The sequence below is a fragment of the Methanobacteriaceae archaeon genome, from assembly GCA_029219465.1.
Classification (GTDB): Archaea; Methanobacteriota; Methanobacteria; order Methanobacteriales; family Methanobacteriaceae; genus Methanocatella.
The window spans coordinates 332,554-353,366 of record JAQXTL010000004.1 but is presented as its reverse complement, the minus strand read 5'-3'; the positions used below and the strand labels follow the sequence as shown (position 1 = coordinate 353,366).

Sequence of the window (20,813 nt, the reverse complement as noted above, 5' to 3'; positions counted from 1 at the left end):
ATGAAAAATGTTTTAAAAAGAAGTATTGTAGTTATTTCATTTGTACTATTGATTATTTGTGCGGTTTCATGTGTTAATGCTCAAGACGATGATTCTGATATTACCATGATGACATTATCAAAAGGAGGTCTTGTCATTAATTATCCTTCCAATTGGGGTTGTGCTCAGGCTGAATCCAACTGCTCTATAATGTCAATTGCTAAATTGGACTCTATCGATGCATCAGGTGTAGGTCAGGTAAATATCAACTTTGAGAAAAAATCTTATGAAGGGGATTTTGAAACTTATTTGAATAATACTTACGGTACACTCAAAAAAGACCCATCATTTAACTTAACTGCCTCCGGTGAAGTAATGGTGAATAATGTTCATGCATATGAGTACACATATTCTTCAGAGAAAAATGGTACTGTAAAAGAACATAAGGCTGTTTGGTTTGAAAAAGGTGGACAAGCTTATGTTATGTTATACAGTGCACCTGTAAGTGAATATGATGATAACGTTTATGTATTTAATTATATCTTGTCAGATATTCAAATTACATAATATTATTTTTTTTAATTATTTTTAAGTGATTTTTATGATTGTTTTATGTGTTACTGGCAGTGTAGCTGCTGCTAGTGAAGCTATTAAATTAGCCCGTGAATTCAGACGCAATGATGTTGAAGTAAAATGTTTTATGAGTGATGCTGCATGTGAACTTTTGCATCCTAATTCAATGGAATTTGCAACAGGAAATGAAGTAGTTACTAAATTAACAGGTAAAATTGAACATGTTAAATATTCTCAGGAAGATTTAATCTTGGTTGCACCTGCAACAGCTAATACCATTTCTAAATTTGCACATAAAATAGCTGACGATGCTATTTCTACACTCTTGATTACTGCTTATGGTCACGATACTCCAATAATATTCGTTCCTTCAATGCATGACTCAATGTTTAAAGCTATTGAAGAAAACATTGATAAAATCAAAAAGGAAAACTCTGCTACTTTTATTAATCCTCGTATGGATGAAGGCAAAGCTAAGTTCCCTGCTATTGATGATATTGTATTGGAATCTTTAAGAACTATTACTTTAAACAAGAAGGATTGATCTTATTAAAGGAAAAAAAGTTTTAATTAGTCTTGGTGGAACATACGAACCTATTGACTCCGTAAGGGGGATTACAAATAAATCCTCTGGTAAAATGGGTTTGGCACTTGCAAGGGAAGCATATATTCGTGGTGCTGACTTAACATTGGTTGTTGCTAAGGTTAGTGTTAAAATTCCATCCGTTTTTAATGTTATTTCTGTTGAAACTGGTAATGAAATGAATGAGGTCATTTTAAATTTAATTCCTGACTTTGACATTTTCATTTCAACTGCTGCAGTTTCTGATTTTGAATTTAAAAAGAAGGATGATAAAAAAATTGATTCTGAGAATTCATTTTCTCTAAATCTAAAACCTGCAACTAAAATTATCCGCCAGGTTAAAAAGATAAATCCTAACATTTTCTTAGTTGGTTTTAAAGCAGAATTCAATATATCAAAAGATGAAATTATTGATTGTGCTAGAAGACAAATTGAAAATGCTGGTACGGATATTGTTATTGCAAATGATATTTCCAAAAACGAATGTCAATTTGGATCTGATAACAATGAAGTGCTAATTGTTGATGATGATGTTTTGAGTGTTCCTTTGGCCTCAAAAAAAGAGATTGCAAAAGTCATTTGTGATGTAATTTCTAAAAAAATGTTATAGCATCTACATTAGCTTATTATTTATTTACTTTTTTTACTATTTATTTTATTATTTTCATTTTAGGTTTAATTATTTTTTATAATTTAATAGTTACTATTAATTTAATTAATCATAATTTTAATTTATTTAAGTCTAATCTCTGTTCTATTTTTAGTTATTTTATAGAAAATGTAAATTTCCATGTAATGGTTTAATTTTAAAAATACGATTTTTAGATATTGTTATTTATTTATTTGAAAATTATTTTTAGTTAAAAATTAGTTTTATTGGTGTGTTTTCTTAAAATTAAATTTTTGATTTGATAGGTATTTTTTTAGAAGATTTAACCTAAAATTAGTAATACTTTTTTTGTTTAATCCACGTAAAATTGTCTTTGAAAAAAAGTTTCTTAAAAATGAGTATTTTCATAAAATAAGTTCACGCCTTTAGGTTTTTCTTAAATGGAGTGATTAATAGAGTGAATTAACCTAAAGGGCGCTTTATCGAACATTTATTTTATTTGCATTAGCATATATAATTTTTATTTTACTAGTATAAAAAGGTATCTAAGTAATACTTTTTTCACTTTTTAGTAGTAATTTTTTTTATTTCTTATAGCTTGTTTTTTGGCTATTTACTAATGAAAATTGGCCGATTTTTTTTAAAAATTTTTCTTCACTAATAATGCAATATGGTCTTTTTCGTAAGGTTCCAATTTCACTTTTTCAATAATTTTAAAACCTTTCTCTTTCAATTTTTTCTCTTGTTCCTTGAAAATCTTTTTAGGCTTTTGTACTACATCAATACTTCTAGCCTTAATCATTAAAAGTCCCTGTGCATCATCCTTGGCAAATATGTTCATATTTTTCATAAATAATTCTGTTTGTGTAGGCTGAGCAACATCACAGTATACTAAGTCAGTATTTTCAACAATGTTAAGATATCCTTTTGGTTTGGTTGCATCTCCTAAAATCGGAGCAATATTAACCCTTTGACGTGAAAGTTGAACCAATTTCTTTGCTGTTGTTGGTGAAAATTCAACTGCATAGACTCTTCCATTAATTAAAATATCTGAAATGTGTGAAACGGTAGTTCCAGTTGATGCACCAAGATATAGTACTTTTGAGGTGTCCTCAAGCTTTAGATTTTCTAATCCATTTAAAAGGGCTGCAGATAATTTTGAACGTCTAGGATTCCAGATTCTGTATTCTTCATCTTCCTGAACAAGTTCTTCTCCATAAACACTAATTCCAGGAGTTAAATTCTTTGTTGCAACATTTCCATCTTTAAAATAAACATTCATGCTCTATCTCCTTTTTTTCTTTTTCTTCCCTTTTTTCTTACTCTTTTTGGATTTTGACTTTTCTTCTTTTCTTCTTTTGGTTGTTTTTGTTGGAAATGGATTATTTTTTTCTATTTCTTCAACTTTTGATAAGAATTCGTCAGCAGCATTTTCATCAAAGGTTTTAGTAAAAACATCTCTTCTAACTGCGTGAGATATCATTCCAGCAAGCATTCTTGCGACTTTTCCACGATTCCACCATTTTGCTCCTCTAACTTGAGGGTGTTGATAAATTAATCCGTATTTAGGTGGCCTGTCTCCGCTTTTTAAATGTCTGAATAATGCTTTTTCTGCACCCATTATCTGAACTGTACTTGATGAGTATACAGCAAGTCTTTTAAGACCTCCAGCATGTGAAATTAATTTTGCACCAAGTGATGATCCAACTAAAAGCTTTAGATTAGGAGCAATATCTTCCATTTTCTTTTCAATATATTCTTCAAGATTTTTTCTTGATTGCTGAAGTTCATAAATGGATTTTGCATAATTGTTCATAATTTCCAAATCTAATGGATTTATGTCTTCTTCAAGGTCAATAATGTCGTCTGGAAATGCATCAGGTTTTGCTTCAATAATTTTCTCTTTGGTTTTGTTTTGGGAGATTAATTTAATGTAAGTTTCATTATTGCGAATAACATCCATTTCTGGGAAATAAAGGGCATACCACTCTCTAATTCTCTCAATTAATTTAGAGATGCTTTCGTCAATTTCGTCAATGGAATTAATAGCTTGAATTAAATGTTTGTCTTCAGAAGCAGATTCTTTTTTAATCTTATGGATAGCTAAACTTCTGTAAATGGAGGTTATCTCTTCACTGTCAAGTCCAAATTTATCATAATTGTCTCTTAGATAATCTCCACCCTGATTTGGTGTTTTGATAGTTACTTTATCATTGTTATAATCAGAGCGTCGTTTATTGGATTCAATTATAATTTCATCATAGTCTTTTGAAACCTCTTCAATTATTTCAATTTCTTCCTTAACTATATTTTTATCGTTAATTTCAGCTAATCTATTAATTATTTCATCTTCAGGAAACAATTTTTCGCATATTAATTCATTTTCATTATTAAAAGCTAAAAATCCTTTAACTGAGTAAGTTATATAACATTCCATAAATCTAAATATTTTTTTTATTTTTAATAAGTATTTTCATGAATATCCGAAGATTTAATTTATTTAAATAAATAAAATTAGTATAATATTATTTTTTGGATTTGAAAATATGTCTGATGAACATTATAATGATTTAAAATATGAATTGGAACTTAAAAATGCTGAAATTGATGAGCTTAATATGGTAGTTGAAGAAAAAAATGAAGAGATTAATAAATTAAAATTATATGCTACCAAATTGAAGTATGAAAAGAAAAACTTGGAAGATAAGCTTGATACAAAAATTGATTATGATAAAGCTACCATGAAAGAATTGGATGATTTATTAGATAAAATCAAAGAAAAAGATGCTATTATTGATGATAAACAAGATCAGGTTAAGTATCTTCGCTCATTAATTGATGATTATAAAACTCAGGTAAACAACAATACTGAAAACCTTGAAATTCAACTTAGAAAAATCTCTAAAACCTATGAAGATTTATTAAAACAAAAAGATGCTATTATTGAAAAGCAGGATGAACAAATTTCAAATCTACTCAAATCCAAAGAAGAAATAATTAAATCAAATAAAACCAACATAATTAGTTTAAAATTACAAAATGAAAAATATAGTGAAATCATTGATAAATTAACAAAAACTAATTAAACAATTAATTACAAAGTGATTCATATGTTAAAAACAAATATTTGTGGTGTAGAGTTTAGAAATCCTTTGATGTTGGCTGCAGGCATTATGGGAAGTAATGCATCATCAATGAATTGGATTTTAAAATCCGGTGCTGGTGGTGTTGTTTCAAAATCTTTTTCTTTAAATCCTCATCCTGGATATGTTAATCCTACAACTGTTGCAGTTGATGGAGGAATTATTAACGCAATTGGGCTTTCAAATCCTGGCGTGGCTAATTTCAAAGAAGAACTTAAAAAAATTGATCGTGAAGGCAATATTTCTATTGCATCAATTTATGGGGCTAATCCAGATGAATTTTCCTCATTAGTTGAAGAAGTTCAGGAATATGTTGACATGATTGAATTGAATATTTCATGTCCTCATGCTATGGAAGGTTACGGTGCATCTATTGGTCAGGACTGTAATTTAAGTCATACTATTGTTTCAGCTGCAAAAGATGCTAGTGATGTTCCAATCATTGCTAAATTAACTCCTAATGTTACTGACATTACTGAAATTGCAAAAACCTGTGAAGAAGCAGGTGCTGACTGTTTGTCATTAATCAATACATTAGGTCCGGGTATGAAAATCAACATTGACGTTGCTCGTCCTGTTTTATCCAATAAGTTTGGTGGTATGAGTGGTCGTCCAATCAAACCAATAGCTATTAGTAATGTCTATTCTGTTTATGAAGCAGTTGATATTCCTTTAATTGGTGTTGGAGGAATTTACTCCTGGGAAGATGTTGTGGAATTTATTTACGCAGGTGCAAGAGCAGTTCAAATCGGTACTGCAATAATGGACGAAGGTGTTGAGGTATTTGGAAATATTAACGACGGTTTAGAAAAGTTCATGGCTCAAAAAGGATTTTCATCTATTGATGAGATGGTTGGACTTGCACATAGGGAGTTGTAATTATGATTAATGAACCTAAAATTGTTGAAATAACAGAAATTATTGATGAAACCTCTACTATTAAAACATTTAAATTCAATTGGGATATGCAAACACTTGGAAGACCAAATCCTGGTGAATTTGTAATGGTTTGGAATTTCAAAAATGAAAAACCAATGTCCATTGCTCAAATTAATGATAATGAATTAGCTATTACTGTAAAAAACATTGGGGAATTTACCTCTCAGTTACATGACTTAAAAGTCGGTGATGAAATCGGTATTAGGGGTAGTTATGGTAATGGATTTAACAACTCTTTTGAGGACAAACATCTATTGTTAATTGGTGGTGGAGTTGGAATGGCTCCTATTAATGCAATTGCAAGTGATTTAATCAAAAAAGGAAATAAAGTTGATGTTGTAGGTGCAGCTATTACCAAAGATGAATTATTATACGTTGATGCTCTTGAAAAATTAGGTGCTACAGTTTATCCTTGTACTGATGATGGAAGTTTAGGATTTAAAGGATTTGCAACAGATTGTACTGCTAATTTACTTGAAGATTCAACTTATGATTATGCATTTGTCTGTGGTCCTGAGATAATGATGAAAGGAATTTTCGATATCCTTGAAGATGCATCAATACCTGCACAATATTCTCTTGAAAGATACATGAAATGCGCACTTGGTGTGTGTGGACAGTGTTGTGTTGATGATGAAGGTTGGAGAATATGTGTAGAAGGACCTGTTTTTGAAAATGACAAAATAAATCAAATAAGCGAATTTGGAAAATACAGAAGAGATGCATCTGGAGTTAAATACTAATTGAGGTTGATAAGATGGGAGATTATATTAAAGAAAATTTCACCTTTCCAGTAATGCTAATCTGTTTATTAGGGATAGTTTCATTAATATTCATTTTCCCGGCTTTAAAAATGATTGTTCTTGGAGCTATTTTGGCTTTTATCGTTCGCCCAGTAGCTTTTAAACTTCAATCAAAATTAAAATACTCCTCACTTTCAATAATCTTGGCAATGGTTATTATTTTAATACCTTTAATATTGCTTGTAGGTTATTTAACATATGAACTATCCTCTGTTGCATCAGCAATACTTTCATCAAGTTCAGCAGCAGGTGCTAAAACTTCAATAATATCTCTTATTAACTATTTGCCAGTTAACACAAATCCTGAAGCTATTTATCAACAAATTTCTTCATCCTTTGAGACAATTGTAAGTTTCATTGCTTCTTATGCAATGAGCTTTTTTGGTAAATTTGCTAATTTGACATTAGATTTATTTATCTTGGTTTGTTCAGTATTTTACTTTGTAAGAGATGGAGACAACTTCCTTGCATTTATTAGAAGTTTTGTTCCTAAAGACGATTTGGGATTTTTCGATGATGTTGTTGGATCTGTAAAAGATGTATTGAAAAGTATATTCTATGGTCACTTTTTAACTGCAGTGATAATTGGAATTTTCGGTTGTATTGGATATTCCCTTTTAGGATATCAGTTTGGAATATTCTTAGGTGTTTTAACAGGTATTTTACAATTAATTCCAATTTTCGGACCATGGCCAATATACTGGACATTATTCTTTATTGATATTATCAGTGGAAACTACGTAAGAGCAATAATTGTTTTATTCTTCGGATTTTTCCTAAGCAGTATCGATATGTACATAAGACCTGCACTTTCAAGCCACTATGCAGATATTCATCCGTTAATCTTGCTTGTAGGATTTTTAGCAGGACCTTTAGTTTATGGTATTGTAGGTTTTATTGTAGGACCTTTAATTCTTGGAATAACCTATACTGTTTTAGACTGTTACAGAAAGAAGTATCTTGGAGTTGAATAGATGCAGAGAAATGTAGTTATTTTAGACATTGATTATGTTACCTATGAAGATAAACCTGTTATCAGATTATTTTCAAAGGATGGGGATAAGAATGTCATATTAATTGATGATACCTTTGAACCATATTTATATGTCATGTCTGATGATTTGGATGTATGCATTAGTGAAATTCAGGATGCTCTTGATGTTGTAAGAATTGAAAAGGTTACAAAAAAGGATTTCCAGATTGAAAACGAATTTTTAAAAGTCACATTCAAACATCCTCAGGAACTTGCAAAAAACAGAGATGCCCTAAGGGATTTGGAAAGTGTAATTCAAATCAGGGAATTCGATATTCCATTTTATAGAAGATATCTTATGGATAGAGATGTTATCCCTATGACTGAAGTAGTTGCAGTTGGGGATAAAATCGACTCATTTTTGGACTTGGATTCAACCAAACAGGATATTGAAATTATTAAACTCACACAGGACTTAAAAAGAACTTCCGAATATCCAAATGATTTTCGTATATTGAGCTTTGACTTGGAAGTTAGAAACCCTCATGGAATGCCCGACAGCGATGTTGATGAAATAATCATGATTGGTGTTTCAAGTAATTTTGGAATAAATCAGGTTATTTCAACCAAAACAAACTCTGATAGTCGTGATGATTTTGTAAATCAGCTTGGATCTGAAAAAGAAATGATTGAAGAGTTTGTTAAAATAATCAAAGAAAACAATGTAGATATTCTTGTAGGATATAATTCAGATAACTTTGACTTCCCATATCTTAAAGAAAGAGCTAAAATATTAGGTGTAGATTTGGATATTGGTATGGATGGATCTGATATTAAATTTATTAGAAGAGGATATGCAAATGCAGCATCCTTTAAAGGATTAATTCATGTTGATTTATACTTAGTTATGAGAAGATACATGTCTCTTGAGAGATATACTCTTGAGAGAGTTTACTATGAGTTATTTGGTGAAGAAAAGATAGATGTTCCGGGAGATAGAATTTGGGAATTCTGGGACAATGGTGGTGAAGAATTAGACAATCTATTTGATTATTCACTTGATGATGTTGTATCAACATTAAAAATTGCACAACAAACATTACCACTTAACTTAGAACTTACTCGTATTATAGGTCAGCCTCTTTTTGATGTTTCTCGTATGGCAACAGGTCAGCAGGCTGAATGGTTTTTAGTAAAACAGGCTTATTTTGACAATGAAGTAGTTCCAAACAAACAGGGAGCTAACTTTGCAAATCGTGCAGCTGCTGAGGATAATGAAGGTGGATATGTAAGAGAACCTGAAAAAGGATTACATGAAAATCTGGTTCAATTCGACTTTAGAAGCCTATACCCAAGTATTATTATATCAAAAAACATTTCTCCTGATGTAATGTATTTAGGGGATGTTGAAAATGAAGATGAATATAATATTGCACCTGAACATGGAATCAAATTTAAAAAAGATCCACAGGGATTCATTCCTTCAGTTATAGATAAGATTTTGCAGGAACGTTTCAGAATAAAACGTGAAATGAAAGCATCTGATGATGATGCAGAAAGAAAAGCTCTTGATGTACAACAACAGGCTATTAAAAGATTGGCAAATACTATGTATGGTATTTACGGTTTTCCAAGGTTTAGATGGTATTCATTTGAATGCGCTAAAGCTATTACATCATGGGGAAGACAATATATTAAATCATCAATAGAAAAAGCTGAAGAATTCGGTTTTTATGCAATATATGCAGATACTGATGGTTTTTATGCGAAATATAAAAAAGAAAAAGATTAAGAGAATTTAATTCTCTTATTTAGTTATTTTTATGCTTGAAGTTACAGCTGTTGCAACACAATATCTATTTCCAGAACTTACAACTGTTTTGTGAGTACCAACGCTTAAAGATTTAACATTAAATAATGCTATACCTTTTGAGTTGGTGGTTGCAGTATATGTTTTGTAAGTTTTACCTGTGTAAACTTTGATTTTTACTTTAACTCCACTAATAATTTTATTTGTTTTAGTGTTTTTAACAATGATTTTAAAGTAAGAGTTAGTTCCTTTTTTAGCAGTTAATGCAGTTGGAGTTAATTTAGTAGGTGCTTTTTTAACTACAAGGTAAGTTGTAACTGATTTAGCAGTGTAGTTTTTAGAATCTGCATTGTATACAACAACTTTGTAGGTTTTAGGTGCTAAATTACTTACATCTAAGTTAATTTCACCATTTCCACCAGTTTTTCCAACGTAGTTATAATATTTGTAAGAAGATATGTAGATTCTTACATTAACTTTTGCATATGCCATAGGAGCATTATTTTTCTTTGTGTTAACAACTTTAATTTTTAAGTATTTATCCTGTTTGTAGTAAACATAGGTTTTTGAAGCAACAATTTTTCCGCTAGCTTTGTAAACAGTAAACCATTTTGCTACATTGCTTCCTTTATAATTGGTATCTCCATTTTTTACAATAAGACTATTTGCTCCAACACCAGCTTCTACTAAAAATGTAGCATATCCATTAGCATCGGTTAAAACGAGGTAATATTTTCCTTGTTTTCCTTTAGGAGTAATTTTAACAAGAAGGGTAGCGTTTGCAACTGCTTTACCGGTTGCTTTATCAGTTACTTTGATTTTTGCAGTGTATCCAGTATTGTATGTGTTGGTTAAACTTACAACAGTGATGACTACTGGTTTTGCAGTAATAACCATTTGTCCACTTTCATTAGCATAATTCATGTTTTTAGTATCATTGTTACTTACGGTAATATTGTAAGTTCCACCTGATAATAATTTAGCGGAGATTCTTGCTTTACCATATGCGTCAGTCTGCATGTAAAATACTTTAGAGGATGCTTTTGGAATGCTTAATTTAACAATGATATATGGGACTCCTTCACCATTATTAGCATTTACGACAGTAACGGTTAAGTTTTTATCAGTACCGTATACTTCTTTATAATCATCAATTTTAATTATGATGTCTGCTTGTTCAATGGTTAAGTTAGTTTTAAGTCCAGTGGATTTTACATTTCCGCTAGTTGTTAATTCAACAGCGTGAGTACCAACATTTAAACGGTCAAAGGATAATGTACCATTTACTGTAGTAATTTTTTGTAATGCTGCTGTTCTGTAAGTAGCAATTCCATTTTCCTTAACAGTTACACTGTTTCCAATTTTTAAAGTTCCGTCCATAATGTATAATGTTAATTTTAAACCGGTAAGATTTTCATTTGGATTATCAAGATCGGTTAATTTGAAGGTCATATTACCGTTTAAGAATTGGTTTTTGGTATTGATTTCTTCAATTTTAACATTATAAATTCTGTTTAATGTAATCTTTTTAGGTTTAACAGATTCATTTGCAGTATAGGTTACTGTAAGATTACATGTAGTAATATCACGGCCTAATGCATAAGCAAATACAATTTTGTTATTTTCTATTGTAAAAGCAGTAATATTAAGTTCTTTGGTAACATTTCCGTTTTTATATACAAGTGTAATTTTCAAATCCTCTGGAGTGAGAACTTTAATATCAACACCGTTAGTAACGTTTATTGGTATTTCAACGAGTTTAGTACTGTTAACGTTAACTGTGTCAGGTGCCTGGATGATATAATCTCCAGTCACTGTTAAAATAATGTTTTTTGAGGAATTTGTATAATTGTTATTACCTAAATAAGTAATAAGCAAATTATGTTTTCCAAGACTTAATTTATCTTTGATTACAATTTGAGAATCAACATAACCAAAGCTTATATTTTTGTTGTTTTCGGTAATTGTTAAATTTTTAATAGTAATTCCATCAATAACGACAGATTCATTATCTTTAACAACTAAGTCAAATTTTATGTCTTTTTCGTCTACTTGAATATTGTCTTCAGTGACAATTTCAGTATCTTTTTTGGATGGTTCGGTGATTGTTGATTCGTTAGTAACTATGTCTTTTCCATCATCTGGAATGACATTATCGTTTGATACGTCGCCAGCACAAACAGAACCAACGCTTACTAATAGAAATATCATAGCTATTAATAAGACATAAGAGTTTTTAAGTTTCATGACTTTAATTTCCTCCTTTATATTAAAATATCTCTAAACAGTATTACTTCTGTTGATTGACATATATAATGATTATCATTATTGGTTTAATTGATATAAAATAAGGTTTACTTTAATTAAAGTCAATCGAATTGAAATGGAGTTATTATCGTAAATTTTGTAAAAAAAAGAATGAAGAATAAATTTATTCTTCAAGGTAAGAATCTAAGTCGATATCTAAATCGTCACAGATTCCTTTTAATTGTTCGTATAATTTTTCGTCAATATTGACACCGTTTGCTTCAGCTTCTGCGATTCTTTTAACTTCTAAATCACCAGGTACTGGAACATTTTCACCGGTAGCTCTAACTTGGGATATGAAATCTTCAGTATTTGCTTTAAATTCGTCAAAGTCACCAAATTTAGATGGGTCAATAACAACGTATAAATCTCCTTTGGTACAGTTTTTATCAGGGGATGCAGTACCGGTTACTCCGTGTCCGTATCCAGCTTGTACTAAAGGTCCGGTTAATAATTCAATTAATAAAGATAATGCGTATCCTTTAAATCCACCAAATGGTAAGATTGATCCTTTTAATGCTTCATCTGGATCATTGGTTGGTTTTCCTTCAGCATCTAATGCCCATCCATCAGGTAAATCTAATCCTTTTCTTTTGGATTCGAGGATTTTTCCACGAGCGGTTACAGAAGTTGCCATATCAACAGTAATGTAGCTGTCGGATGGAATACCTAATGCAATAGGGTTAGTTCCGATTAATGCTTCTTTACCACCTACAGGTGCGATAGCAGGATCAGTATTTGCAATTACAAGTCCAATACAATTTTCTCTTAAAGCTAAATCACTGTAAAATCCAGTAACTCCAAAGTGGTTGGTATTGTGAACACCTACACATGCAATACCCATTTCTTTAGCTTTTTTAATTGCAATTTGCATTGCTTTGTAAGAAACAGCTTGTCCAAATCCACTGTTACCGTTAATTAATGCAATAGCAGGAGTTTCTTTTTCAATAGTGATGTTTTCATCTAAGTTGATTGTTCCTGCATCAATACTAATAAGATATTGTGGGAATCTACCAAGTCCGTGTGATGTAAATCCTTTTAAATCTGCATCAACAGTAGCTTCTGCTACTAATTGTTGATCTTCTTCACTAGCTCCCAATTGTTTTAAAATTTCTTTAACAAGAGCTATTTCGTTATCTTTCATTATCTTCATCATATCCCTCTTTTAATTTTAATTCAGTATTCTATTTCGCTGCCTTCGAAACATTTAACTGTAATTTTTTCATCATCGGTTACTTTACCAATGATTTGGCATTTACAATATTCATCTAAAGTGCCCATAATTTTATCTGCTTCACTTTCGTCACAGATAACAACAAATCCAACACCCATGTTGAAAACTTTGTACATTTCTTTGATATCTACGCCTTGATCGTAAATAAGTTTGAATATTTCAGGTACTTCTGGAAGGTCGTTAATATCATATCCAATGCCTTTTTTCAAACGTCTGAGGTTAGTAAAACCTCCTCCGGTAATATGAGCAAGACCATTTATATTGTATTCTTCTTTGAACAATGCAACAATAGGTTTAACATATAATTCAGTTGGTCTAATTAATTCTTCACCAATAGTTGTTTCACCATTAGGCATTTTATCATCAACAGTAAAGCCACCTTTATCGAATATTGCTTTTCTAGCTAAACTGTATCCGTTAGAATGAATACCATTACTTTCAATACCAATTAAAACGTTACCTGGTTGGATATTTTCACCAGTAATGATTTTGTCAATATCTACAAATCCAATACCAGTTCCTGCTAAATCGAAATCTTTAATAATTCCTGGAAGTGATGCAGTTTCTCCACCAATGATTGCAATATTGGATTCATTAGCTCCTTTTACTAAACCTTCTGCAATTTCTGCAGCTCTTTCAGGGTCTGGTTTTTCAACAGCAAGGTAATCTACTAAAGCTATTGGTTCTGCTCCAACACATAAAATATCGTTAACAACCATAGCAATACAGTCAATTCCTACTGTATCATATTTGTTCATCATTTCCGCGATTAAAATTTTACTTCCGACACCATCAGTACTCATTGCAATACCTTTGTCACCTAATTTGACTAAAGCAGCATAATGACCACTGTCTGTAATAATATCTCTGCATTCTAATGTTGATTTGAGTTTATCTGCTAATTTTGAAACAGTAACTGCTTCCAAATCAATGTCAACACCTGATTCTGAATATGTAACCATTTTAACACCTATTGTTTTAAAAATAAATAAAATGTTGTATTTGTACAACATTTCTCATAATTGTATTTGTTATAATTAGTATTTATTTATTATTAATGAATCCTTACACTATCTAAGTTGATTGGAGTTTTGGTCTCAATCTTATAACTTCTGTGAATAGAGGATGCTAAGTCAACAGTTTTGTATGGATCTCCGTGACAAGTAATGACTTTTTCAGGTCTTGGATTAAGTCTTTTGACGTATTCCATTAATTGTCTTCTGTTAGAGTGACCACTGAATCCATTAATTGTTTTAATTTCCATTCCAACATTGAATATTCTTGTTTTTCCATCATCATCTTCAAGAGGAATTTCTTTCCAACCTTTTTGAACTCTTCTACCCATGGAACCTTCAGACTGGTATCCTACAAAGATTAAAGTATTTCTTTCATCTTCACATAACCATTTGAAGTATTCTACGGAGTTTCCTCCAGTTAACATACCTGATGTGGATAAGATAATTGCAGGGTCTTTACTTTCAACAATTTCTTTTCTTTGGTCGTGATTTTGAACTTTAATAAACATGTCGGAAACAAATGGGTTTCTGCCCATGTGGAAGATTTGGTCTCTTAAGTCTTTACTTAAGTATTCAGGTCTTGCGGTGTGGATTGCAGTTGCTTCCCAAATCATTCCGTCAATTAAGATAGGAACTTCATCAATTAATCCGTGTCTCATGTACTCTTCTAAAACAACCATAAGTTCTTGTGCTCTTCCTACAGCAAATACTGGAACTAATACTTTTCCTCCACGTTTGAGGGTTTTGTAAATAGTTTTCATCATTTCTTTTTCAGCATTGTTTCTGGAAGGTTGAATATCTTCTCTTCCACCGTAGGTACTTTCCATAATTACGGTTTCAGCACGTGGGAAACGAATGGTTGCAGGTTCTAATAATCTGGATGGTTCATATTTGAAGTCTCCAGTATATACTAAGTTGTGAGCTCCATCTCCAATGTGCATATGGGAAATTGCAGAACCTAAGATGTGACCTGCGTTATGTAATGTTAATCTGATATCTGGTGAGATGTCTGTTACTTCACCATAATCTAAGGTAATAGTATTTTTAATAGCTTGTTTTACATGTTTTGATGTAAATGGTAAAGGATTGCCTTCTCTGTGAGCAATATCAAGATGGTCGAATTGTAAAAGTGTGGTTAAGTCTCTAGTTGGGGTTGTACAGTATACTGGTCCATCATATCCGTAATGGAATAAATAAGGTACAAATCCACAATGATCTAAGTGAGCGTGAGATATAATGACTGCATCTAATTCTTCAATTGAAAATTCTGGTACATTTAAATAAGGGAATGCATTTTTATTGTCAGATGCTGCAACGTTAACTCCACAGTCTAATAAAACACGACTGTTTGGTGTTTGTAAGAGCATGGATGAACGTCCAACTTCTTTAAATCCTCCCATTGAAGTAACTCTTGCCCAGTCATTTGGGTATTTACTTCCTTGGTGAATTTGACGTCCAAGACGTTGTAATAATTTTTTCCTGTCTTTACTACTATTTTTCTGAATAGTTCTGATTTTTCCAATGATGTCTGAGCTTATTGGTGGTGTTCTTAAAATTTTAGGAGCCCATCCGGTATTTTTAACAATATTTCTAGAAGTAACACCGTATTTTCCAATAACGAGACCTGGTTTTTTAGCAGTAATAACTACTTCTCCAGTTACAGTATCAAAATAAATGTCAGTAATTTCTGCTCCGTCAGGAACAATTTCGTGAATTTTATTAATAGTTGCTTCATTATCGAGTAATGCGCTTTTATCTGATCTGATAATAATTCTTTTTCTAAGTTCTTTAGCAAGTGATCTTATTAAATCACCGTTTTCTGTTATAATTTCTGGATTTTTAGTATAAACTACTACTTCCGGTCCTTCAAATTCTACTTTTGAAACCTGAATTTCTTTAGGTAGTTTTTGCAAAATCTCTTTTTTAATATCTTCTAAAATATCTGAAGCCATATAATCCCTTCAAAAAAAGTTTGTGTAATTATAATAGTTTATGAAAAGCGTTACGCCATAATTAGTTGAATTTCATAAACTATGTACACATTTTATATAAAAAAATAGTTAGTTATGAAAAATCGTTTTGCTTATAATTTATCCAAAATCTCGTCTATTTTTTCATTATCTAACATTTCAAAGCCGTTTTTATCTACTTTAGCGACTAAAAATCCGTTTCCAGAATATGCGTCACGTTCAGCAGCAGCTTTAATAGCTCTTATAGCTACTTCAAGTCCTTCGTCAACTGATAAGTCATCTCTGAATCTGTCTTCAAGAACACCGTATGCTACGATAGAACCTGATCCAGTTGAAATGTAATTATCTTTAATCATACCACCAGCAGGGTCCAATGAATAAATAGATGGTTTGTCTCCATCCATACCTCCAAGCAATGTTTGAACATGCATTGGGCCTGAGCGTAATAAGTTTGCGGTTAATGATGCTGCAGCTTTAACACTAATTGCGTCATTGTTTCTCATTTGGTATAATGATACTTCTGCTTCAATAACTTTCATTAAATTTTGAGCATCTCCAACAGATCCTGCAATGGTTGTTACAATGTGATCATCAATTTTAAATATTTTTTCTGCTACTTTGTGAGCTACTAAGTTTCCCATAGTTGCTCTTCTTTCACTTGCGAATACAACTCCGTCTTTGCATGTGATTCCTACGGTGGTTGTACCTTTTACTATTTTATCATCCATTTAAATACACCTCATATAAGTATTTAAAATATCTAATTTCAACTACTCATAGGTTAATATAACAAAATAAATTAATATATTCAGTATTAATTTTATTTAAAATCAGAATCAATAATTAGTATAAACTAACAATATAATTATTAGTTATTTGAATATATAAAGTTTTCTTATCTAAGGTGACTAAAATGAAATATAAAAAAATTGGTGATATTTTAATTTTGGACAATAAATATTCCGACAATAACTTTGAGGAGTTATCTAAGAAACACAATGTGAAAACTATAATGAAAATCAACCACATTCAGGGAACCAAAAGAGAGCCAAATTATAAAATTCTTTATGGGGATGAAACTGAAACAATTCATAAAGAAAATGGATGCTTATTTAAATTGGATTTAAGTAAAGTAATGTGGTCAAAAGGAAATAATAATGAAAGGTTAAGGATTGCTAAATTAGTTGAGGATGATGAGACTATAATTGATATGTTTGCAGGTATTGGATATTTTTCTATTCCAATTGGAGTTCATGCAAATGCTAAGGAGATTATTCCAATTGAAATTAATCCTAATTCCTATAATTTCTTATGCCAAAACATAGTTTTGAATAAATTAAATAATGTAAATCCTATTCTTGGAGATTGTAAAAATGAAACTCCTAAGTTTAAGGCGGACAGGATTTTAATGGGTTATGTAAAAACTACTCATCATTATTTAAAAATAGCTATTGACAGTTTAAACAAAGGTGGAATTATTCACTACCATGAAACTGTTCCTGAAAAATTAATTGAAACAAGACCTATTGAAAGAATCAAAGCTCAAGCTGGGGATAGGGATGTTGAGTTGTTAAAAATAAATAAAATAAAAAAATATGCTCCTGGAGTGGAACATGTTGTTATTGATGCTCGAATAGAGTAGATATTTTTTCTAATAACACATCATTTAACCATTCGCTGTTAACGTATTTTTCATAAATACATAACCTTTCAGTTAATTCAAAACCAGCATCAACGGTTAATTTCTCAAGTTCATCAATTCCGGGCCATGGGGATGTGATATTAACATAATCTGGGCTTACTGGTGAAACTCCTCCCCAATCATCTGCACCACATAATAAGAAAATCTGTGCAGTTTCATTGTTTAAATTAGGTGGAACTTGAATACTTACATCAGTCTCTCCAAATAAAAGAGTTCCAGCAATAACTGTTCTAATCATATCTAAGAAACTTGGCTCTGGCCAGTTTTCCATTTCAATTCCAGGTATTGGTGTGAAATTTTGAATAATGACTTCCTGAATGTGTCCGTATTTGTCATACAACTCTTTAATTGCAATTAATGAATCTGCAACTTCTTCTTTTGTCTCACCAATTCCAATTAATATTCCTGTTGTATATGGAATTTTAAGTTTACCTGCATTTGATATTGTCTCAAGTCTTAATTTTGGATCTTTTCCAGGACTTTTATTGTGAGCAGGTAACTGCATTAATCTGTTTGAGGAATTTTCAAGCATTAAACCTAATGAAGCATTTACTTCTTTTAGTCTTTTTAAATCATCATAGCTGAAATTTCCCCCATTGGTATGAGGTAGTAAGCTAGTTTCATCCAATGTCATTTGACATATGTCTATGATATAATCAATCATTTTTTCATAGCCATATTCAGCTAGTTTTTCCTGAACGGCTGGTTCTTCATCAGCATCTTCACCAAAAGTAAAAAGAGCTTCTTTACATCCGTATTGTTCAGCTTCTTTTAAACTTTCCAATACTTCGGATTTTGTTTTAAGAATAATAGCTTCTGGATCGTCAGGATTCTTTTTAAAGTTACAGTATCCACAGTCATTTCTGCAAATTTCAGTTAATGGTATGAATACGTTTTTAGAATAAGTAATAAGATTATTCTCCCTATATGGAACAGTTTGTGACATAAATTTAATTATTTCACTGTCTGTTGCATTTAAAATTTGGAGAATGTCTTGTTTTGTTAATTTAGAGTCCATTTTAATCTTCGTGTTCTGAAACAGTAACTTCTACGTATAATGGTGGAAGTTCATTTTTATCTTGCCAGATAGCGACGATTACATCAAATCCTTTAAGTTCAAATACTTTGTAATCTACTACAAGTCCCATGGATTCAAGTTCTTCTTGCATTCTGCTAAATCCATGTTCATCAATAGTATTGGTTTGACCTTCACTTTCTTTGATGTGTTTGTCTCCTGATTGTAATATTTCAGCAATTTTTTCGGAGTCTTTATCTAACTCGGTTCCTCCGAGGAGTTCTCCCACTTCGCTAAGTTTTGAATCAAATTTGTCTAAAGGGATGGTTTTTCTAGTTCTTCCCCTAACAATAAGTATTCTGTTATTGTCAATAGCAGGTCTTGAACCTTTAAAAGATTCAAAAAAGCCCATTACTTGTCCGGCAATTTCATATCTTTTTTTCATAAAACCAAATCCTATTCAATATTTAATTCTGTTTTTAATTCGCCCATTGTAGTTACTTTTTCAGCATACGCATTGTGTCTGTGGATACTTTCTTGGTTTTCCTGACGAGCAGTAATTAAGGTATCGTCTGGTAAATCACTGTATTTTGTAGCGATTTTTTCCATCATGTTTCTTACACAATCTTCAACAAAAACAGGGTTTGCGTGTGCATTTAACACAGTTGCGTTTTCATCAGGTCTTTTGAGTAATTCACAAACAGGTGAACTCATTGAGCTTTCGATAATTTCAATGATATCTTCAGCTTTAATTTTTTTGTCTTCAGGAACTTCAATTAATACAGTTCCTACTCCTCTTTGGTTATGTGAAGCAAAAGTAACAGTATCTAATACTTTTTGAGTAGTTTCTTCATCTAAGAAGTCTAATAATTTGTTTTTATTGGATTCTCTTACAGATTCTTGTGCACAAGGACAAACGGTCATTCCAATAACTTCTGCACCGATTTGTTTCCTAATTTCAATAGTGCCATCTTCTTTTCTAAATCCAGTAGCTTTTGCTATTAATTTACTCATTTCTTGAGTTTTGTTTTTAGTGACTGGTGACTCTTTTAAAAACATGAAATCAGTTGTCATTGAAATTTCAACACGTTTAGCATATTCATGTTTGGTCATCATTTTATCAACAATTTTAGCACATAATGATTCAATATCTACAGTAGAATCGTTAGCAACAGTTTCAAGAACTTCACTGATTGCTTCCGGGTTCCTAGACATGTGCACACCTTTTTGATTATTTGGTAAGTCTACAAATGCATCAAATGTAGGTAATAAAATTATTGGTCTTTTATTTTTTCTTTCTAGTTGTAATAATTTTTTTACTCCTGTAACACCTACTCTAGTTAATTTTATAGGTATGCTTGGAGCATCGTCTTGAGTATCGGGTAAGCAAACTGCCAATTTCATAACCTCTAATATAAATTTCTAATATTATATTTTTTAGTTTTTTTTATTTATATAGTTTAATAAAATTTTTAGAGATTTCATATAAAATTGTTAAATGATAATAGAAATAGTAGTAATAATGATTAAAAAAATAAGTGGGTAAGTAGTTTGAAAAACTACTTTTTTAATAAATTTATAAGATGTTTGAAGATCCCATATCTTCTTTAATAACGTCTAAAACGGTTTGTGTGTATGTTCTTTCTATAACTGGGTCTTTTAATAATTCTTTAATAAATGCATTTAATTCACTTGTGTTTCTGAATTTTGCAATTAAGAAAGCATCATATTCTCCGGTAACATCATAGATTCCAACCACATTTTTATTATAAAAGGTTTTTTCGCCCCAATTTTTGAGTTTTCCACCTTTTACTCTTACTCCAATAATTGTGGTTAAAATGAAACCTAATTTTTCATGGTCGATAACAGGGGAGAATTTTTTAATAACTCCTGTTTTCACCATTTTGTCGATACGATTATGAACAGTTCCTACGGATACATCTAAACTACGTGAAATTTGCCTGTAGGATGTTCTCACATCTTCGTTGATTATTTTAAGGATTTTTACGTCTGTATCATCCAATTTAACAACGTTGTCTTTTGTTTTTACCATTTTCGGTTCCCTCATTATATTAATTTTAATATAAGTTGCGGTTAAATTATTCTTAATTAACCTCTATGTTCTGTAATATATTTATTATAATATTTAAAACTTT

General features: G+C 31.0%; 20 protein-coding genes. 9 read left to right on the top strand and 11 right to left on the bottom strand.

The genetic code is table 11. The annotated features are described in order from the left end of the window. The 3 genes from PUD86_03455 to PUD86_03445 are packed head-to-tail and all read left to right on the top strand — an operon-like array spanning nucleotide 1 to nucleotide 1,745. The gene (locus PUD86_03455; GenBank protein MDD6776337.1) at nucleotides 1-546 is read left to right on the top strand and encodes a PsbP-related protein; all 546 of its coding nucleotides are present in this window, start codon (nucleotides 1-3) and stop codon (nucleotides 544-546) included. A 34-nt stretch (nucleotides 547-580) separates the two neighbouring features. Further along, entirely contained in the window at nucleotides 581-1,096 is a 516-nt protein-coding gene (locus PUD86_03450) for a flavoprotein (GenBank protein ID MDD6776336.1), read from the top strand. Nucleotides 1,097-1,100: 4 nt separating this feature from the next. Then, nucleotides 1,101-1,745, top strand: coding sequence for a phosphopantothenoylcysteine decarboxylase (locus PUD86_03445; GenBank protein ID MDD6776335.1), 645 nt, complete (start codon nucleotides 1,101-1,103; stop codon nucleotides 1,743-1,745). 640 nt (nucleotides 1,746-2,385) lie between these two features. On the opposite strand, the gene PUD86_03440 is transcribed toward PUD86_03445, so the two are convergent. Together PUD86_03440 and PUD86_03435 are read right to left on the bottom strand one after the other, a co-directional pair. Further along, entirely contained in the window at nucleotides 2,386-3,027 is a 642-nt protein-coding gene (locus PUD86_03440) for a fibrillarin-like rRNA/tRNA 2'-O-methyltransferase (protein MDD6776334.1), read from the bottom strand. A gap of 3 nt (nucleotides 3,028-3,030) precedes the next feature. Further along, nucleotides 3,031-4,182: an ATP-binding protein gene (locus PUD86_03435; GenBank protein ID MDD6776333.1), complete on the bottom strand. Its 1,152-nt coding sequence runs from the start codon at nucleotides 4,180-4,182 to the stop codon at nucleotides 3,031-3,033. Between the two features lie 109 nt (nucleotides 4,183-4,291). Between PUD86_03435 and PUD86_03430 the strand changes: the two genes are divergently transcribed. From PUD86_03430 to PUD86_03410, 5 genes are read left to right on the top strand one after another with little or no spacing between them, the layout of a single operon-like run. After that, nucleotides 4,292-4,831, top strand: a complete 540-nt coding sequence (locus PUD86_03430) for a glycosyl transferase (protein MDD6776332.1) — start codon at nucleotides 4,292-4,294, stop codon at nucleotides 4,829-4,831. Between the two features lie 24 nt (nucleotides 4,832-4,855). Beyond that, entirely contained in the window at nucleotides 4,856-5,767 is a 912-nt protein-coding gene (locus PUD86_03425; protein ID MDD6776331.1) for a dihydroorotate dehydrogenase, read from the top strand. Between the two features lie 2 nt (nucleotides 5,768-5,769). Continuing rightward, the gene (locus PUD86_03420; protein ID MDD6776330.1) at nucleotides 5,770-6,570 is read left to right on the top strand and encodes a dihydroorotate dehydrogenase electron transfer subunit; all 801 of its coding nucleotides are present in this window, start codon (nucleotides 5,770-5,772) and stop codon (nucleotides 6,568-6,570) included. A 14-nt stretch (nucleotides 6,571-6,584) separates the two neighbouring features. Then, the gene (locus PUD86_03415) at nucleotides 6,585-7,604 is read left to right on the top strand and encodes an AI-2E family transporter (protein MDD6776329.1); all 1,020 of its coding nucleotides are present in this window, start codon (nucleotides 6,585-6,587) and stop codon (nucleotides 7,602-7,604) included. Further along, on the top strand, nucleotides 7,605-9,395 hold the full coding sequence (locus PUD86_03410; GenBank protein MDD6776328.1) for a DNA-directed DNA polymerase: 1,791 nt from the start codon (nucleotides 7,605-7,607) through the stop codon (nucleotides 9,393-9,395). It begins immediately after the preceding gene. 15 nt (nucleotides 9,396-9,410) lie between these two features. Here PUD86_03410 and PUD86_03405 read toward each other — a convergent pair whose 3' ends face one another. The 5 genes from PUD86_03405 to psmB all read right to left on the bottom strand — a co-directional run bounded on the left by PUD86_03405 (nucleotide 9,411) and on the right by psmB (nucleotide 16,668). Then, the gene (locus tag PUD86_03405) at nucleotides 9,411-11,660 is read right to left on the bottom strand and encodes a hypothetical protein (protein ID MDD6776327.1); all 2,250 of its coding nucleotides are present in this window, start codon (nucleotides 11,658-11,660) and stop codon (nucleotides 9,411-9,413) included. A gap of 184 nt (nucleotides 11,661-11,844) precedes the next feature. Next, nucleotides 11,845-12,873, bottom strand: coding sequence for an L-sulfolactate dehydrogenase (gene comC / locus PUD86_03400; GenBank protein ID MDD6776326.1), 1,029 nt, complete (start codon nucleotides 12,871-12,873; stop codon nucleotides 11,845-11,847). 23 nt (nucleotides 12,874-12,896) lie between these two features. After that, the gene (purM, locus tag PUD86_03395) at nucleotides 12,897-13,916 is read right to left on the bottom strand and encodes a phosphoribosylformylglycinamidine cyclo-ligase (GenBank protein ID MDD6776325.1); all 1,020 of its coding nucleotides are present in this window, start codon (nucleotides 13,914-13,916) and stop codon (nucleotides 12,897-12,899) included. A gap of 92 nt (nucleotides 13,917-14,008) precedes the next feature. After that, complete coding sequence (locus PUD86_03390; GenBank protein MDD6776324.1) at nucleotides 14,009-15,922, bottom strand: beta-CASP ribonuclease aCPSF1; 1,914 nt, start codon at nucleotides 15,920-15,922, stop codon at nucleotides 14,009-14,011. Nucleotides 15,923-16,053: 131 nt separating this feature from the next. Next, nucleotides 16,054-16,668, bottom strand: a complete 615-nt coding sequence (gene psmB, locus PUD86_03385; protein ID MDD6776323.1) for an archaeal proteasome endopeptidase complex subunit beta — start codon at nucleotides 16,666-16,668, stop codon at nucleotides 16,054-16,056. 185 nt (nucleotides 16,669-16,853) lie between these two features. On the opposite strand from psmB, the gene PUD86_03380 reads away from it, so the two are divergent. Then, nucleotides 16,854-17,582, top strand: coding sequence for a class I SAM-dependent methyltransferase (locus tag PUD86_03380; protein ID MDD6776322.1), 729 nt, complete (start codon nucleotides 16,854-16,856; stop codon nucleotides 17,580-17,582). Here PUD86_03380 and cofG read toward each other — a convergent pair. From cofG to PUD86_03360, 4 genes are all read right to left on the bottom strand, one after another. Next, complete coding sequence (gene cofG / locus PUD86_03375) at nucleotides 17,560-18,660, bottom strand: 7,8-didemethyl-8-hydroxy-5-deazariboflavin synthase subunit CofG (GenBank protein MDD6776321.1); 1,101 nt, start codon at nucleotides 18,658-18,660, stop codon at nucleotides 17,560-17,562. The two genes, PUD86_03380 and cofG, sit on opposite strands and share 23 nt — an antisense overlap. Before the next feature lies 1 nt (nucleotide 18,661). Next, entirely contained in the window at nucleotides 18,662-19,102 is a 441-nt protein-coding gene (locus PUD86_03370; GenBank protein MDD6776320.1) for a DUF2120 family protein, read from the bottom strand. An 11-nt stretch (nucleotides 19,103-19,113) separates the two neighbouring features. Next, nucleotides 19,114-20,055, bottom strand: coding sequence for a GTP cyclohydrolase MptA (gene mptA / locus PUD86_03365; protein ID MDD6776319.1), 942 nt, complete (start codon nucleotides 20,053-20,055; stop codon nucleotides 19,114-19,116). 178 nt (nucleotides 20,056-20,233) lie between these two features. Continuing rightward, nucleotides 20,234-20,710 (bottom strand): Lrp/AsnC family transcriptional regulator, encoded by a 477-nt coding sequence (locus PUD86_03360; GenBank protein ID MDD6776318.1) that lies wholly within the window; start codon nucleotides 20,708-20,710, stop codon nucleotides 20,234-20,236. Between the last annotated feature and the right edge of the window lie 103 nt (nucleotides 20,711-20,813).

Coding starts and splice junctions, on each gene's coding strand:
- PUD86_03410 (MDD6776328.1), top strand. CDS start 7,605: ATGCAGAGAAATGTAGTTATTTTAGACATTGATTATGTTACCTATGAA.
- cofG (MDD6776321.1), bottom strand. CDS start 18,660: ATGGACTCTAAATTAACAAAACAAGACATTCTCCAAATTTTAAATGCA.
- comC (MDD6776326.1), bottom strand. CDS start 12,873: ATGAAGATAATGAAAGATAACGAAATAGCTCTTGTTAAAGAAATTTTA.
- PUD86_03405 (MDD6776327.1), bottom strand. CDS start 11,660: ATGAAACTTAAAAACTCTTATGTCTTATTAATAGCTATGATATTTCTA.
- PUD86_03435 (MDD6776333.1), bottom strand. CDS start 4,182: ATGGAATGTTATATAACTTACTCAGTTAAAGGATTTTTAGCTTTTAAT.
- PUD86_03420 (MDD6776330.1), top strand. CDS start 5,770: ATGATTAATGAACCTAAAATTGTTGAAATAACAGAAATTATTGATGAA.
- psmB (MDD6776323.1), bottom strand. CDS start 16,668: ATGGATGATAAAATAGTAAAAGGTACAACCACCGTAGGAATCACATGC.
- PUD86_03440 (MDD6776334.1), bottom strand. CDS start 3,027: ATGAATGTTTATTTTAAAGATGGAAATGTTGCAACAAAGAATTTAACT.
- PUD86_03425 (MDD6776331.1), top strand. CDS start 4,856: ATGTTAAAAACAAATATTTGTGGTGTAGAGTTTAGAAATCCTTTGATG.
- purM (MDD6776325.1), bottom strand. CDS start 13,916: ATGGTTACATATTCAGAATCAGGTGTTGACATTGATTTGGAAGCAGTT.
- PUD86_03360 (MDD6776318.1), bottom strand. CDS start 20,710: ATGGTAAAAACAAAAGACAACGTTGTTAAATTGGATGATACAGACGTA.
- PUD86_03370 (MDD6776320.1), bottom strand. CDS start 19,102: ATGAAAAAAAGATATGAAATTGCCGGACAAGTAATGGGCTTTTTTGAA.
- PUD86_03450 (MDD6776336.1), top strand. CDS start 581: ATGATTGTTTTATGTGTTACTGGCAGTGTAGCTGCTGCTAGTGAAGCT.
- PUD86_03415 (MDD6776329.1), top strand. CDS start 6,585: ATGGGAGATTATATTAAAGAAAATTTCACCTTTCCAGTAATGCTAATC.
- PUD86_03380 (MDD6776322.1), top strand. CDS start 16,854: ATGAAATATAAAAAAATTGGTGATATTTTAATTTTGGACAATAAATAT.
- PUD86_03390 (MDD6776324.1), bottom strand. CDS start 15,922: ATGGCTTCAGATATTTTAGAAGATATTAAAAAAGAGATTTTGCAAAAA.
- PUD86_03430 (MDD6776332.1), top strand. CDS start 4,292: ATGTCTGATGAACATTATAATGATTTAAAATATGAATTGGAACTTAAA.
- PUD86_03455 (MDD6776337.1), top strand. CDS start 1: ATGAAAAATGTTTTAAAAAGAAGTATTGTAGTTATTTCATTTGTACTA.